This is a genomic window from Candidatus Defluviilinea gracilis, from assembly GCF_057138825.1.
Window position 1 is genome coordinate 1 of sequence record NZ_DBNHEF010000045.1, and the last position, 14,329, is coordinate 14,329.

A 14,329-nucleotide genomic window follows, 5' to 3' on the forward strand; every position below is an offset into this window, starting at 1 on the left:
ACAATCCTATCATCCCTTCGGGATTGGATTTATTTGGCAGCCAGTCTTCTAGAATCCTAGACCCCGAAGGGGTCAAACGATTATAGAATGATCGGCGTAATTGATTTCAAACCCCGAAGGGGTGTCAAAGGTCAATGAGTTATGTCATCCCTTCGGGATTAGGGGATTGATATTCAATTCTACAATCCTATCATCCCTTCGGGATTGGATTTATTTGGCAGCCAGTCTTCTAGAATCCTAGACCCCGAAGGGGTCAAATGATTCTAGAATGATCGGCGTAATTGATTTCAAACCCCGAAGGGGTGTCAAAGGTCAATGAGGTTATGTCATCCCTTCGGGATTAGATTGAGCGTCCCATAAATCGGGTGTTTATCACGAAGATGATTTTCTCTTCATCAGGAAATCGCAGATGGCGAAATCGAGTTCTTCGTCAATGTCCCACGCTTCGTCGGCGTCTATGGCGAACATGAGCGGCTTATCGCTGATGCGGTGACGTTTTGCCAGTAGATTCTCGCGGGTGAACATGTAGATGCAGGAGTTTTCTTCGTAGACGGGAGGCAGGTCTTGAGTCTGGATCAATTCCTTCGGGTTGTGATTCAGCGCGTTGCCGTCTTTATCGTAGAGACGGGTTTGGAGGCGGGTGACGGAGAATAACGAATCGTAATTGGGGTAATTGGTAAGTAGTAATTGGATGGCTTTTGAAATTGATTCGGGTTTCAGCAAGGGATTCGTGCTGTGGGTTTGCAAATAAAAATCGGCGGGGAATAAACTGGTGTCGTGAATCAAAATCTCGTTCATCGGCACATCGTCGGCGCGGAGGGATTCGGGGCGGTTGATGATGTTCACGGAGGGGAAATGTCCCTTCAAACCGTCTATCACTTCAGCGGAGTCCGTATCCACGACGATTTGGTTGACCTGCGGCACGGCGAGCAAAGTCTCGATGATGTGATGGAACAGCGGCCTGCCAGCCAGCGGGCGATAATTTTTGCCTGGCACGCGTTGACTGTGATGACGCATGGGGACGAGCGCGACAATATTCATGGGAGGATGACCTGTAATTTAATATGATGATAATCCGCGGCGCAGAGGGTGATCCAATATCCTTTTTTGTCGGGCGGATCGAAGTCGCGGATGCCGCCGACGGGGGCGCCGTCTATGGCGAGGACTTCGACGCGGTCTTGACCATTCTCAAGCGCGGAAAGGATGGTCGCTTCGCGTTCATCCCACAGTTGGGCGCGTTGACTATACACGGGAATGTATTTTGAGGAATTATAAATAGCAAATATCGGAAAGATAAGCGCGATCAGCAAAGCAACCGCCGCTGTAGTCTGCAACCAAGACTGCGAGTAGAGTTGGCGGAGGGAATATCCGCCCATCCAGCCGAGCGCGACGAAGGCGAAGACCATGATGTGACGCGGGATGATCTGCGTGCGGAGGATGGGGAGTCCGCGCTCGATGTAGGCGCTGGGGGTCAACGATGCGGCGACGAGGAGAATTGCGAGGGCGAAGATTCCAAGTCCGAGGGCGAGTGTGTTGGGGGTGTTGATGTCTCTTTCTTTGGAGTTCAACACGAAGCCGAGTAAACCTGCAAGGATGAGGATGAGAAGTTGTTGATAATCTTTGAGGGATAAAGTCACAAACTCGCGCGTGAAATTGAATACTAAAGTTATCAGTTCGAGCAGACTCGCTGACTCGCCGTATCGCTCGGCGCGGAGTTGAGTCGTTGGGGCGAAGACGAGGAGCGCCATGGCGATCAAAGCAAATATCAAAGCGACGAGTGCGGGGGTAAAAGTCTTTTGCCCCCAAACTTTTTTGTAGCGCGAACCGATGAGGGCAATGACCGTGTACAACGTCAACGCCGAAACGATGACAGTATTGCTCGCCTCGGAGAATCCGCCCGCGAGGAGGGAGAGTAGGGCGATCAGAATTAATTTTGCTTTGGATGGATTTTGGTCCGTGACGAGAGTCAACACCCAGGGGAACAACACGAGAGGGAAAGTGTACGTGAAGAATCCAGTGTTCCAGTATACGGATTGATATAAATGCGGAGCGAGGTAGATGGAAAAATAGACGATGATGAGGGAAAGTAAAGTCGCTTGGAAAGTGGAAAGTGGAAAAGTCGAAAGGGAGGAGAGGTTGAGGAAGAGGCGAACCAAGCCCCACGTCCAGAGAAGAAGCGAGAGAGGGAGGAGAATCTGCAATCCAAAAACGCCGAGCGGATAGAAGAGTCCCGCGAGGATCGTCACGGAGTATCGGCTCGGTGTGTACGTCACGTTGTAGACGTATCCGCGCAGGGTTTCGAGAAATCCCAAATTGCGGAAGTCGGCGTTGTAACACCAGTCGTCTGCCCAGTAGCGGAAGTAGATGCCGAGGTAAGCAAAGACGCCCAAGCCGATGAGGAAGATCGCGAGCGGAAGATACGAGAAACGTTTTTGATCGAAACGCATGGCGGGAAGATTATACCGAATATTGAATTGACATTCCCGCTTCGTCGTGTTATAAAACGCAAACAATTTACGGACTTGCTCATCCAGAGAAGCTGAGGGACCGACCCGTTGACGCTTCGGCAACCAGGCAGTGATTAGTGATCAGTGATCAGTAATCAGTGAAGAAGGTGCCAACTTCGGCGCATGACAGTTCATGCGAGAGATGAGAGATGATATGCGCTGCGCGTGTCGCCTCTCACTGTGAGAGGCGTTTTTGTTTCGCGGCGATCGGTCTGTGATAAAATCTAGACCGACTAGACACGAAAGGAGATTCTGATGAACGACGCTTGGCAGATCCAGGATGCGAAAAATAAATTGAGCGAGGTGATTGCGCGCGCCCTCAAGCAAGGACCCCAACTCATTACGCGGCACGGCGAGAAAACCGTCGTTGTGGTCTCTTACAATGAGTACGAGAAACTCCGCAAGTCGCAGGGCAAACTTTCCGAGTTCTTCCAAGCCTCCCCGCTGGCTGGTCTCGACCTGAAACGCGACAAAAGCCTGCCGCGCAAGGGATTCAAAGCATGAAAGCCCTGCTCGACACCTGCGTAATTTCCGAGCTGGTCTCAAAGAAGCCCAATCCAAAAGTAGTCGGGTATGTGGACCTGCTCGACCCCGAAGACGTGTTCTTGAGCGTCATCACCATCGGCGAGATCGTCAAAGGTATCGAGAAGTTACCAAAATCCCGCCGCAAAACGGACTTGCAAAGTTGGCTCAAGGAAGATTTACTCGTCCGCTTTGAAGGGAACGTTGTCGCTCTCGACACAGACATTCTCATCGCATGGGGCACATTGACCGCGCGACTCGAATCCGTTGGCAAGGCCATGCCTGCCATCGACTCGCTCATCGCCGCGTCGGCGCTGGCAAAAAAGATGACGCTGGTCACGCGCAACGTTGGCGACTTTGAAGGTGCAACTGTGGAGATTGTAAATCCATGGGAATAAGCATTGACGACCACCTCGCCATTCAAGCCGTGATCGCCCGCTTCGCCAACAGTTTTGACCTGAAGGACTGGGACGGACTGCAAGCCTGCTTCACCGAATCCATCTTCACGGATTATGCCGACCTGCGCGGCACGCCGCCTGAGACGATTACCGCCAGCGAATATGTGCGCCTGCGCCGCGAATCGCTGGACGCGTTGAAACTGCATCATCTGGTGAGCAATTACGAAATTGACTTCGCCGATGCAAACTCCGCGACCTGCCGCGCTTCGATGATGGTCTGGCGCAACAATGACGTTGAAGTATCCGCCAGTCACTGTTTTTATACGTTTCAATTGAAGCGGCTAGAGACTGGCGCTTGGAAGATCAGCGGCATTACGCAAAAGATTTTTTGGAATGACGGGAGTTCGTCGGCGCAGAAAGGCGCGAAATAATCAAGACCTCCGAGTTCTCTAAGAACTCGGAGGTCTAACCACCCGCGCTGGAAGATGCGCAAGGGATCAAATAATGAGTCGTAAATTAGCTTTTTACAGCGATCAACAAATTGAACGGTCATCAGCCATGGATGAACGGTTGCTCAATTTAATTGGCAAGCAACATCCAGTGATTGGATATATTCCTTCCTCAGCCGATCCTAAAAGAGCCTGGTTCGAACAGCAACAGGCTTATTACAAATCATTGAACGCCAACTTGTCCGTCTATTTTGAATTGGAAACCGAGTACGATCCTGAAAAGATCGAAGACCTTCTTGCCTGTGATGCAATTCATTTGTCGGGAGGCTCCACTTATAATTTTCTATACTGGCTTCGCGCACGACGATTTATCCCCCTTCTAAGAGACTATGTGGCAAACGGCGGCGTGTTGATTGGCGTAAGCGCTGGCGCGATCCTGATGACACCAGAAATATCAACGACTTGCCTTTGCGGAGAGCAACCATCGCATAATCTAAACGACCTTTCCGCGCTAAATTTCGTTGACTTCGCCTTCCTGCCTCACATAAACCAAATCGAGTCGCCAGAAGCCAAGCTGATCGAATATTCTGTTACCCAAAAGCGCAAAATATTCGGATGTAATGATGGCGACGGAATTATTGTAGACGGCGACAACATCCAATGTATTGGCAATCTAATATGCGCAGAAAATGGGAATCTGCAAACTGCGGCTAGTCCGCTGTAGCGGACTTCCACGTACTGAGGCAGGGCTTTAGCCCACCGAATCACCCCATCGCAACCACCCCGCGCTGGAAGATGCGCAAGGATTGGAAGCTTGAACATAGAAGGAAAATAGTATGCCGCCAAAATCATTTTATGAAATAGATCCTAAAAAGTATTTATTTGAGAGAAATACAACGCCCGAGGAAAAAGTTCGTCAATGGGCTTTATTTGAATTATTGTCAACCTATGGATACAACATTAATAATATACAAATCGAAGTGCAATGTAAAATCGGTAGAAACTATTTTCCTGCCGACATTGTGCTTTACTACAACAATTCCCCTGTCGCCGTACTTGAATGCAAAAAACAGGATGAAACGAATAAAGAAGAAGCCTTCAAACAAGGAATAAGTTATGCCAATTTTCTCCAAGCCGAGTTCGTGGTATTTACGAATGGGGATGTATGGCTTGCAAAAAGAAGGCTTGATTCTGAATGGCATCCAGTATCCGATATCCCAAATCAAATTCAAGTAGAGAGCAAAAAGACAATAACATCAACGCTATGGTTTACACAAAACATTGAACCTGTACTTTATTGGACGTATCAATCAATACCTAAACAATATGCACATAGATATTTCTCACAGCTATGTAACTTTTATATTATGGAAATTAGATCAGATCATAATTTGGACTTTGATCTATGTAATGGGATTGACAATATTCTTCGAGTTCTAGGAGGAATGAGCGAAGAACCAAGCTTTGAAATCACCGATTACAGGATGGGGAAAATTATGGTCGCGTATAAACTTTGCGGTAAATACTTCGACAAACTAGAAGTTCAACATGGGTTTAAGGGACAGGATTTACATGGTTACAATTTTCGAGAATTGCTCGGAGGGTTATTAACCGCCTTTGATGAAATTGTTTTTGCCCATAATGAGCTAACTTTTAAAAACGTTTTACTCGCAAGAATGGGAAGTTCGCTTTGCAAATATTTATGGCGGGTTTCCGAGTCGAATCAGTATCAAGATGTTTCACCAAACACAACAAGGGAAATTGAAAATTTTCTTGATGAAATTATTAAGTTAGAGTTAGGTGTTGGATTGCCAGAATCTTTGGATACAGGATTATGTGAAGAATTGAGAAGCTTAACATCGTCAAAATGGGAAGACCATCTTAGGAGTAATAATGTCTAATCGCAAATACACCAACCGCTCGTACCTCGACGCCCTCGAGAAGAAAATCCTCGTCTTCGACGGCGCGATGGGAACGAGCCTGCAAGTGCAAAACCTGACTGCCGAACATTTCGGCGGCGAACAATATAACGGATGCAACGATTACCTCGTCATCTCATATCCCGAAGCCGTGGAAAAAGTCCATCGGTCGTTTCTTGAAGTCGGCGTGGACGTTCTTGAAACGGATACCTTCCGCTCGAATCGTTTGACGATGGTGGAATATAGCTTGCAAGACAGAATCATTGAAATCAATATGGCGGCGGCGCAATTGGCAAAACGACTCGCCAATGAATACGCCGAGAAAACAGGTCAACCAAGATTCGTCGCTGGCTCGATTGGACCGAGCGGCAAACTTCCCTCCACCAACGACCCCGACCTGTCGAACGTCACATACGATGAGTTGATCGCCGCGTTCGCCGAGCAGGCTGAAGGTCTGATTCGAGGCGGCGTGGATGTCCTGCTCATCGAAACGTCGCAAGACATCCTCGAAGTCAAAGCCGCGATCGCGGGTCTGCATCAAGCCTTTGAAAAGACTCAAATCTATTTGCCGATTCAGGCGCAGGTCACGCTCGACACGACGGGACGCATGTTGCTCGGCACCGACATCAACGCCTCGCTGACGATCCTCGAAGGCATGGGCATTGACGTGATCGGTCTCAACTGCTCCACAGGACCCGAACACATGCGCGAGCCGATTCGATTCCTCGGCGAAAATTCCACGCTCCCCGTTTCGTGCATCCCCAACGCGGGACTTCCGCTCAACGTGGACGGGCAGGCTGTATATCCGCTTGAACCTGAACCGTATGCGAATGACATGTACGAATTTGTGACGAAGCATCATGTGCGTGTGGTTGGCGGATGTTGCGGCACGACGCCCGCGCATCTCAAACTTTTGGTGGATAAACTTGCCGATTACCAATTGCCCGATAGACAACCGCTTCAGACTACGCCTCAGCTTGCCTCTGCAATGTCGGCGATTGCCATGCGTCAAGACCCCGCCCCCACCCTGCTCGGCGAACGCTGTAACGCGCAAGGTTCGCGCAAGTTCAAGCGACTCCTGCTCGAAGAAGATTACGACGGCATTTTAGATATTGCCCGCGATCAAGTGGCTGGCGGCGCGCACGCGTTGGATATTTCCGTCGCTGTCACCGAACGCGCCGACGAAGGCGAACAGATGCGCAAGGTCATCAAGAAATTGCAAATGGGCGTGGACGTTCCGCTCGTCATTGATTCCACCGAAGTGGACGTTTTGGAGATCGCCTTGCAAACCGCGCCTGGGCGTTGCTTGATCAACTCCACGCATCTGGAAGCGGGTCGCACCAAAGCCGATAAAATTTTCGCGCTCGCCAAAAAATATAACGCCGCCGTCATCTGTCTCACGATTGACGAAAAAGGCATGGCGAAAACCGCGCAACATAAATATGAAGTGGCGCAACGCATCTACGACATCGCCGTCAACGAGCATGGACTCAAAGCCGAAGACTTAGTCTTCGACGATCTGACCTTCACGCTCGCAACAGGCGACGCGGAATTTATCGACTCCGCTAAAGAAACTATCGAAGGCATTCGCCTCATCGAAGAAAAACTGCCAGGCGTGATGACCTCGCTGGGCGTGAGCAACCTGTCCTTTGGGTTTGCCGCGCAAGCCCGCCCCGCCTTGAACTCGGTCATGCTCTATCACTGCGTGCAAGTTGGTTTGGATATGGCGATCGTCAACGCGGCGCACGTCAAGCCGTATGCGGAAATTGATCAAGAAGAGCGCGACCTGTGCGAAGATCTAATTTTCAATCGCCGTGGAGATGCTTTGCAGAGATTCATTCAACATTTTGAAAATGTAGAAATCTCAGACAATACAGTCGCCGACCCCACCGAAGGCATGACCTCCGAACAAAAACTTCACTGGAAGATCGTCCACCGCTTCAAAGACGGCGTGGAAGCGGATATTGATGAGATTATCAATCGCTCCCTCCTCCCTAACCCTTCCCCCGAAGGGGGAAGGGAATCCCCTCTCCCTTCGGGAGAGGGCGAGGGTGAGGGCAAGCCGCGCAAGTACAACCCACGCCTCCCCGACGAACTCAAAGAACGCATCCGCGAACTTCGTCAAAATGCAACTGATGCCGAGAAATTAATGTGGCAGCTTCTTCGCAATCGTGCGATTCATGATGCCAAATTTCGCAGGCAACATCCAATTGCAAGTTATATTCTCGACTTCTATTGCCATGAAGCAAAGCTGGCGATTGAACTTGATGGGAGTGGTCACCTAGAAGACAAGCAAGCAAAATATGATGACGAACGCACGAAGATTTTGAACGAACAAGGAATTCGAGTTCTGAGATTCTGGAATAATGATGTTCTAAAAGATACAGAATCTGTTCTGAACGAAATTTGGATTGCTTTGGAGGAAGCTTCCGCGACCTCCCTCATCCCCAACCCTTCCCCCGAAGGGGGAAGGGAGCCAGTTCCATCGAAACACGAAGTAGCCGTCCACACCCTCAACAACGTCCTGCTCCCCGCCATGAAAGAAGTCGGCGACAAGTTCGGCGCGGGCGAATTGATTCTGCCGTTCGTGCTTCAATCCGCTGAAGTGATGAAGAAGACCGTCGCGCATCTCGAAAATTATCTCGAAAAGATGGAAGGCGTCACAAAGGGAACGGTCGTCATTGCCACCGTCTATGGCGACGTGCATGACATTGGCAAGAATCTGGTCAAGACCATTTTGGCGAACAACGGCTACACCGTCGTGGACTTGGGCAAACAAGTCCCTGCTGAGACGATCATTACGAAGGCTATTGAAAACAACGCGACCGCAATTGGCTTGTCTGCTTTGTTGGTGTCCACGTCCAAGCAGATGCCGCTCATCGTCAACGAACTGCATCGGCGCAAGCATCAAATCCCCGTGCTGATCGGCGGCGCGGCGATCAATCGCCGCTTCGGGCGTAGAATTTTGCAAACCGAAAGCGGAGACTTCTACGAGTCAGGCGTCTTCTATTGCAAAGACGCGTTTGAAGGCTTGGACACAATGGACGCGCTGATTGACGAAGAAAAGCGTTTCGATCTAGTGGAAAAAATGCTCAAAGAATCGGCGATGGAATTGAGCCATGCCGCGCAGACCGAAACCGCCGCGCCAAGCGGACAACGCTCGAACGTCGTCCCCGCGCCGATTCCCTTGCCCGAAAAACTCGGACAGCGCATCGTCAAAGATATGCCGCTCGAAATGGTTATGCAACATCTCAACATCAACGAGTTGTATCGTTTGTCGTGGGGCGCAAAGAACACACACGGCGCCGAATGGGATAAGTTGAAAAAAGAATTTGACGCGCGCCTGATCTCGATGAGCAAAGATGGCTCCAAACGCGGCTGGCTCAAACCGCAGGCGGTGTACGGTTACTTCGCCTGTCAAGCCGACGGCGAGGAATTGATCGTCTATGCCGACGCGCAAGGTAAAAAAGAAGCGGCGCGTTTGATTTGTCCGCGCCAGCCGAACGGAGATTTCCTCGCGCTTTCGGATTATTTCGCTTCGGTCGAATCGGGTCAGTTGGATACGGTCGCGTTACAAATCGTCACCGTCGGCAAAGCCGCCACCGCTCTATTTGAAGAGTTGCAAGCCGCCAACGATTACACCGAAGCCTACTTCGTGCATGGACTCGCCGTCCAAGCCGCCGAAGCGACCGCAGACTATATCCACAATCACATCCGCCGCGAGTTGGGGATCGGCGCAAAGCAAGGCAAACGCTACTCGTGGGGCTACCCCGCCATCCCGATTCTTGAAGATCACTTCAAAGTCTTCAAACTGCTCCCCGCCGCCGAATTGGAACTTGGGCTGGGGCTTTCCGTTTCAGGACAGATCATCCCCGAAGAATCCACCGCCGCCATCGTCGTTCCGCACAAAGACGCGAAATATTACACGCTCGGAGAAACGCGGGTGGAACAGTTGATGAAACAATGAGCCGTATTTTAAAAAACAGCAACTTTCATCGAATTGTCATTGGTTTTATCGTGGCGCTAGGATTAAGTTTCGTGCTTGCGCCCTTTGTGCCACCTGCCATTGACTGGACAACGGCGTTTCGTCCTGCTGTTCTAAATTTATTATCTGGGCGCTCGCCGTATGACAGCCCGCTAATCGTTCATGCCCCATGGGGATTGCTCATGCTAACCCCATTTGCGCTACTTCCAGAGACTGTGGGCAGAGTTATGCTGATCTTCGTTGGCATTGCATCCTATGCTGTTGTCGCGCATCAACTGGGAGCAAAACCGATATCAGTTGTATTTCTGCTTATATCTCCGCTCGTCCTTCACGTCCTCTTGAACGGAAATCTGGATTGGCTGGCTGTTCTTGGCTTTGTTCTCCCGCCACAAATTGGCCTGTTTTTCATATCCATCAAACCACAAGTCGGTTTGGCAGTAGCTCCGTTTTGGTTAATTGAAACATGGCGGCACGGTGGTTGGAAACAAGTTTTCAAAACTTTTGCGCCGTTTACTGTCGTATTGTTCATCTCCTTTGCCTTATTTGGCTTTTGGCCATTTAAAGCGGCTAGTTATTCTGATCTGTGGTGGAACGCCAGTCTATGGCCCATGTCTATCCCTGTTGGTCTTGCATTATTTGTAACCGCACTGCGAAAACGGAAACTTGAATATGCCATGGCGGCTTCGCCGTGTCTCTCTCCGTACGTCCTATTTTATTCATGGGGTGGCGCTTTGCTTGCAATTATTTCATCTGTGCCTGAAACCATCGCCGCCGTAATTGGATTATGGATTCTTGTGGCAATTAGATATTTCTCGTAAGATTCAGTACAAGATTGGAAAAAGATCATGACTCAACCAACTTTTCTGGAAAGGCTTTCGAACACCACCCTCCTCGCCAACGGCGCGATGGGGACGATGCTCCACACGCGCGGAGTAGGATTCGATAAATGCTTCGATGAGCTCAACCTCACGAATCCTTCTGCGGTGGCAGAGATTCACCGCGAGCACATCGAAGCGGGTACGCAGTTGATCATCACCAACACATCCGCCGCGAGCTGGGACTCGGCGCGAAACAAGGCAAACGCTACTCGTGGGGCTATCCCGCCATCCCAATTCTTGAAGATCACTTCAAAGTCTTCAAACTGCTCCCCGCCGCCGAATCCGAACTTGGGCTGGGGCTTTCCGATTCGGGGCAGATCATCCCTGAAGAATCTACCGCCGCCATCGTCGTTCCGCACAAAGACGCGAAATATTACACGCTCGGCGAAACCAGAGTTGAGCAGTTAATGCGGTAGAACAAATTGCCAATTTGTTCTACAGGAGCCTCCCGTGAGTCAATTTTCCTACAAGAATTACTACCGCCGAAACCTTCCCCATATCCAGCCTGAGGGAGCAACGCTATTCATTACTTTCAGACTAGCAAATTCGCTTCCCAAAGAGATAATTGAGAAACTAAGAATAGAAAAGGACGAAACCGAAAAGAAAATTGCTCGGATTTCCGACAACAAGGAACGAGAAAAACAACTCTATTTGGCGCATCGCCGCCTTTTCGGCAAATGGGATGACGCGCTTGACATGCTCGCTCATGGCGAAAAATATCTCTCCAATCCACAGATAGCAGATCTGGTTGCGGAAAGTTTACTCTATCGAGATGGTAAAGTTTACGACCTGGAGACTTTTTCCATCATGCCAAATCATGGGCATCTTGTATGCGCGCCGCTCAAGAATCCAGAAGGTACGTACTTTTCACTTGCGAAAATCATGCACTCGCTCAAACGTTATACTGCTTATGAAGCAAATCAAATTTTGGGGCGTTCTGGCGCATTTTGGCAACATGAAAATTACGACCACTATGTTCGGGACGAAGCCGAACTCGAACGTATTATCAAGTATGTGATCAACAATCCAGTCAAAGCAGGTTTAGTAGACGATTGGAAAAGTTGGAAGTGGACTTATTGCAAATATGACATGTAGAGCAAATTGGCAAATTGCTCTACGGAGATAACAATGACAAATAAATTCTTAGACATCCTAGCCTCCCAGACCCTCCTCGCCGATGGTGCGATGGGAACCATGCTCCACACGCGCGGGGTGGGATTCGATAAATGCTTCGATGAACTCAATCTCACCAATCCCTCCGCTGTGGCGGAGATTCACCGCGAGTACATCGAGGCGGGCGCGCAGTTGATCATCACCAACACGTTCGGCGCGAATCGATTCAAACTCACCAAGCACGGATTGCAGGACGATGTCGCAGAGATCAACAAAGCCAGCGTTGACCTTGCCAAGCGCGTCGTTGCCGCGTCGTTCAAGGATGTGTTGGTCGCGGGGGATGTCGGTCCGCTGGGGGTGCGGATCGCTCCGTTTGGGCGAGTCCAGCCTGAGCAGGCGCGAGAGGCGTTTGCGGAGCAGATCCGCGCGCTGGCGGACGCGGGCGTTGACGCGATCGTCATCGAGACGTTCAGCGATCTGTACGAGATCCGCGAAGCCATCAAAGCCGCGAAAGAGACATGCGATCTGCCCGTCGTTGCGTCGGTCACGTTCACGCGCGATGATAGAACTTTGCTCGGCGATGAACCGATGAAAGTGGCGCGGACATTGCGCGACGCGGGCGCGGATGTGATCGGCGTCAACTGTTCGGGCGGACCCGCGCAACTGTTGCGCATCTTGAAGCAGATGAAGCAAGCCGTGCCAGACGGGAAATTTTGGGTGAAGCCGAACGCGGGCTGGCCCGAACAAGTGGGCGGACGAATCATGTATCCCGCCGATGCGGAGTACTTCGGCGATTACGCGCTGTCGTTCCGCGAGACGGGCGCGGTGATCGTCGGCGGATGTTGCGGCACGACTCCGCAACACGTCGCCGCGATGAGGAAGGCGCTGGATTCTTCGGCGCGATCTTCGGTGTTGATTCAGACTTCCGAAGTCTTCGAGACTTCGGAAGTCTCCGAGACCGAGCCCCCAACTCAATTCGCGCAAAAATTGGAACGCGGCGAATTTGCAATTTCAGTAGAAATGGACCCGCCGCGCGGACTCTCGACTCACAAACTGCTGGCGGGCGCGTCTCTCCTCGCCGACGCGGGCGCGGATGTGATCAACGTCGCCGATTCGCCGATGGCGCGGATGCGAATGTCGGCGTGGGCGGTGTGCGACGTGGTGCAACGCAAAGTGGGAGTCGAGACGACGATCCACTTCCCCACGCGCGGACGGAATCTTTTGCGCGTGCAGGGAGATTTACTCGCCGCGCACGCGCTCGGCATCCGAAATATTTTTGTTGTGATGGGCGACCCAACCGCTATCGGCGATTACCCCGAAGCGATGGACAATTACGATCTCGTGCCGTCGGGTCTCATCAAACTCATCCAGCAGGGATTCAACGAAGGCATTGACCATTCAGGCACGAGCATCGGTCAGCCCACAAATTTCTTCGTCGGCGCGGCGTTAAATTTGTGTCCGCCCGATGTGGACAACGAAATTAAAAACCTGCATCGCAAAGTAAAAGCGGGCGCAGACTTTTTCCTCACGCAACCCGTCTACCGCGCGGACGATGGACCAAAATTACTCGAAGCATACGAAGCGAAACACGGCAAACTGGACAAGCCGATTCTGGTCGGCATCCTGCCGTTGGTCGGCGTTAAACACGCGAACTTTTTACACAACGAAGTGCCTGGCATTTCGATTCCCGATGAGACGCGGAAACGGATCGAAGCGGCGGGCGACGAAGGCGTGAAGGCTGGGGTGGAGATCGCGGTCGAATTGGTGGAGCAGGCAAAAGCGTGGGCGGGAGGCGTGTACATCATGCCCCAATTCCACAAGTACGATATGGTCGCGGAGATCGTGGAGAAAGTGAAATCGTAAACAGCGCGCAGGTACGCGCGTGTTTCCGTGTATACTTCCTCAACACGTTTCTGCAACATCCATTAAAAGGACCCGTTCATGGACATCACATACCAACTTCAAGGCATGGAGTTTGAATGGGATGAAAGCAAAGCCGCCGCCAACATTCAAAAACATGGCGTGACCTTCGAAGAAGCCGTGGAAGTTTTTCTTGATCCGTTCTTTCAGACAGGCGACGCTTCGGCAGACGGCAAAGAAGAACGCGATTTTATAATCGGGTATACTTTCTCTCAGCGGCTTTTACTGGCTGTATATACGGCGCGAGCGACACGCACGCGGATCATTTCCGCCCGACCCGCTACCCGCGCCGAAAGGAAAGTCTATGAAGAAGCAGACTGACGAAACCCTCATAACCGAAGAAGGATTTGAGTTGCGCCTGCGTCCTCGCGCGGCGAGACCTGTCACAATTCACATCCCCGCCGACGCGCTGGCGACCCTTGAAAAAATCGCGGCGGGCCGTGATATGTCTGTGGAAGCCTTGCTTAAGTTATACATTGGTCAATCTATGCGGCAGGAAATTGCAAAACTTTCCGCCGATCGCGTTCTTGAAAAAACCGAACAGGTTCTTAGACAACATATCAGCTCAAAGGATGAGGTTTCAGCCATCTTGAAAGAAATCCGCATTGAAGTTGCTCCCTAACGGTATGACCTCCCTC

General features: G+C 51.0%; 14 protein-coding genes, 1 pseudogene and 1 riboswitch. Of the genes and pseudogenes, 13 read left to right on the plus strand and 2 right to left on the minus strand.

Annotation, left to right across the window (positions count from 1 at the left end):
- Positions 1–372: 372 nt before the first annotated feature.
- Both AC16KF_RS05425 and AC16KF_RS05430 read right to left on the minus strand, forming a co-directional pair.
- The gene (locus AC16KF_RS05425; protein ID WP_484036281.1) at positions 373–1,041 is read right to left on the minus strand and encodes an acylneuraminate cytidylyltransferase family protein; all 669 of its coding nucleotides are present in this window, start codon (positions 1,039–1,041) and stop codon (positions 373–375) included.
- Positions 1,038–2,447: a hypothetical protein gene (locus tag AC16KF_RS05430; RefSeq protein WP_484036282.1), complete on the minus strand. Its 1,410-nt coding sequence runs from the start codon at positions 2,445–2,447 to the stop codon at positions 1,038–1,040. The genes AC16KF_RS05425 and AC16KF_RS05430 overlap by 4 nt, the downstream gene beginning before the upstream one ends.
- Before the next feature lie 76 nt (positions 2,448–2,523).
- Positions 2,524–2,656: riboswitch (SAM riboswitch) on the plus strand.
- A 106-nt stretch (positions 2,657–2,762) separates the two neighbouring features.
- Between AC16KF_RS05430 and AC16KF_RS05435 the strand changes: the two genes are divergently transcribed.
- The 13 genes and pseudogenes from AC16KF_RS05435 (at position 2,763) to AC16KF_RS05495 (ending at position 14,313) form a co-directional block, all read left to right on the plus strand.
- Complete coding sequence (locus AC16KF_RS05435) at positions 2,763–3,011, plus strand: type II toxin-antitoxin system Phd/YefM family antitoxin (protein WP_484036283.1); 249 nt, start codon at positions 2,763–2,765, stop codon at positions 3,009–3,011.
- Positions 3,008–3,427, plus strand: coding sequence for a PIN domain-containing protein (locus AC16KF_RS05440; protein ID WP_484036284.1), 420 nt, complete (start codon positions 3,008–3,010; stop codon positions 3,425–3,427). The genes AC16KF_RS05435 and AC16KF_RS05440 overlap by 4 nt, the downstream gene beginning before the upstream one ends.
- Positions 3,418–3,858 (plus strand): nuclear transport factor 2 family protein, encoded by a 441-nt coding sequence (locus AC16KF_RS05445; protein ID WP_484036285.1) that lies wholly within the window; start codon positions 3,418–3,420, stop codon positions 3,856–3,858. Before AC16KF_RS05440 ends, AC16KF_RS05445 begins: the two co-directional genes overlap by 10 nt.
- A 73-nt stretch (positions 3,859–3,931) precedes the next feature.
- The gene (locus tag AC16KF_RS05450) at positions 3,932–4,600 is read left to right on the plus strand and encodes a Type 1 glutamine amidotransferase-like domain-containing protein (RefSeq protein ID WP_484036286.1); all 669 of its coding nucleotides are present in this window, start codon (positions 3,932–3,934) and stop codon (positions 4,598–4,600) included.
- Positions 4,601–4,712: 112 nt separating this feature from the next.
- Positions 4,713–5,777 (plus strand): type I restriction enzyme HsdR N-terminal domain-containing protein, encoded by a 1,065-nt coding sequence (locus tag AC16KF_RS05455; RefSeq protein ID WP_484036287.1) that lies wholly within the window; start codon positions 4,713–4,715, stop codon positions 5,775–5,777.
- On the plus strand, positions 5,770–9,762 hold the full coding sequence (locus AC16KF_RS05460; RefSeq protein ID WP_484036288.1) for a homocysteine S-methyltransferase family protein: 3,993 nt from the start codon (positions 5,770–5,772) through the stop codon (positions 9,760–9,762). Before AC16KF_RS05455 ends, AC16KF_RS05460 begins: the two co-directional genes overlap by 8 nt.
- Complete coding sequence (locus tag AC16KF_RS05465) at positions 9,759–10,598, plus strand: hypothetical protein (RefSeq protein ID WP_484036289.1); 840 nt, start codon at positions 9,759–9,761, stop codon at positions 10,596–10,598. Before AC16KF_RS05460 ends, AC16KF_RS05465 begins: the two co-directional genes overlap by 4 nt.
- Positions 10,599–10,694: 96 nt before the next feature.
- A pseudogene (locus tag AC16KF_RS05470) lies at positions 10,695–10,790 on the plus strand (hypothetical protein); the annotation flags it as partial.
- Between the two features lie 44 nt (positions 10,791–10,834).
- Positions 10,835–11,074 carry a vitamin B12 dependent-methionine synthase activation domain-containing protein gene (locus AC16KF_RS05475; RefSeq protein WP_484036327.1) on the plus strand — a complete coding sequence of 80 codons (240 nt, stop codon included), beginning with the start codon at positions 10,835–10,837 and terminating at the stop codon, positions 11,072–11,074.
- 34 nt (positions 11,075–11,108) lie between these two features.
- Positions 11,109–11,753, plus strand: a complete 645-nt coding sequence (locus AC16KF_RS05480) for a transposase (protein WP_484036290.1) — start codon at positions 11,109–11,111, stop codon at positions 11,751–11,753.
- Between the two features lie 33 nt (positions 11,754–11,786).
- Positions 11,787–13,634, plus strand: coding sequence for a bifunctional homocysteine S-methyltransferase/methylenetetrahydrofolate reductase (locus AC16KF_RS05485; RefSeq protein ID WP_484036291.1), 1,848 nt, complete (start codon positions 11,787–11,789; stop codon positions 13,632–13,634).
- A gap of 78 nt (positions 13,635–13,712) precedes the next feature.
- A complete protein-coding gene (locus tag AC16KF_RS05490) occupies positions 13,713–14,012 on the plus strand; it encodes a BrnT family toxin (protein WP_484036292.1) in 300 nt (99 codons plus the stop codon).
- Positions 13,996–14,313: a hypothetical protein gene (locus tag AC16KF_RS05495; RefSeq protein ID WP_484036293.1), complete on the plus strand. Its 318-nt coding sequence runs from the start codon at positions 13,996–13,998 to the stop codon at positions 14,311–14,313. Before AC16KF_RS05490 ends, AC16KF_RS05495 begins: the two co-directional genes overlap by 17 nt.
- Positions 14,314–14,329: the final 16 nt, after the last annotated feature.

Coding starts and splice junctions, on each gene's coding strand:
- AC16KF_RS05425 (WP_484036281.1), bottom strand. CDS start 1,041: ATGAATATTGTCGCGCTCGTCCCCATGCGTCATCACAGTCAACGCGTG.
- AC16KF_RS05430 (WP_484036282.1), bottom strand. CDS start 2,447: ATGCGTTTCGATCAAAAACGTTTCTCGTATCTTCCGCTCGCGATCTTC.
- AC16KF_RS05435 (WP_484036283.1), top strand. CDS start 2,763: ATGAACGACGCTTGGCAGATCCAGGATGCGAAAAATAAATTGAGCGAG.
- AC16KF_RS05440 (WP_484036284.1), top strand. CDS start 3,008: ATGAAAGCCCTGCTCGACACCTGCGTAATTTCCGAGCTGGTCTCAAAG.
- AC16KF_RS05445 (WP_484036285.1), top strand. CDS start 3,418: ATGGGAATAAGCATTGACGACCACCTCGCCATTCAAGCCGTGATCGCC.
- AC16KF_RS05450 (WP_484036286.1), top strand. CDS start 3,932: ATGAGTCGTAAATTAGCTTTTTACAGCGATCAACAAATTGAACGGTCA.
- AC16KF_RS05455 (WP_484036287.1), top strand. CDS start 4,713: ATGCCGCCAAAATCATTTTATGAAATAGATCCTAAAAAGTATTTATTT.
- AC16KF_RS05460 (WP_484036288.1), top strand. CDS start 5,770: ATGTCTAATCGCAAATACACCAACCGCTCGTACCTCGACGCCCTCGAG.
- AC16KF_RS05465 (WP_484036289.1), top strand. CDS start 9,759: ATGAGCCGTATTTTAAAAAACAGCAACTTTCATCGAATTGTCATTGGT.
- AC16KF_RS05485 (WP_484036291.1), top strand. CDS start 11,787: ATGACAAATAAATTCTTAGACATCCTAGCCTCCCAGACCCTCCTCGCC.
- AC16KF_RS05490 (WP_484036292.1), top strand. CDS start 13,713: ATGGACATCACATACCAACTTCAAGGCATGGAGTTTGAATGGGATGAA.
- AC16KF_RS05495 (WP_484036293.1), top strand. CDS start 13,996: ATGAAGAAGCAGACTGACGAAACCCTCATAACCGAAGAAGGATTTGAG.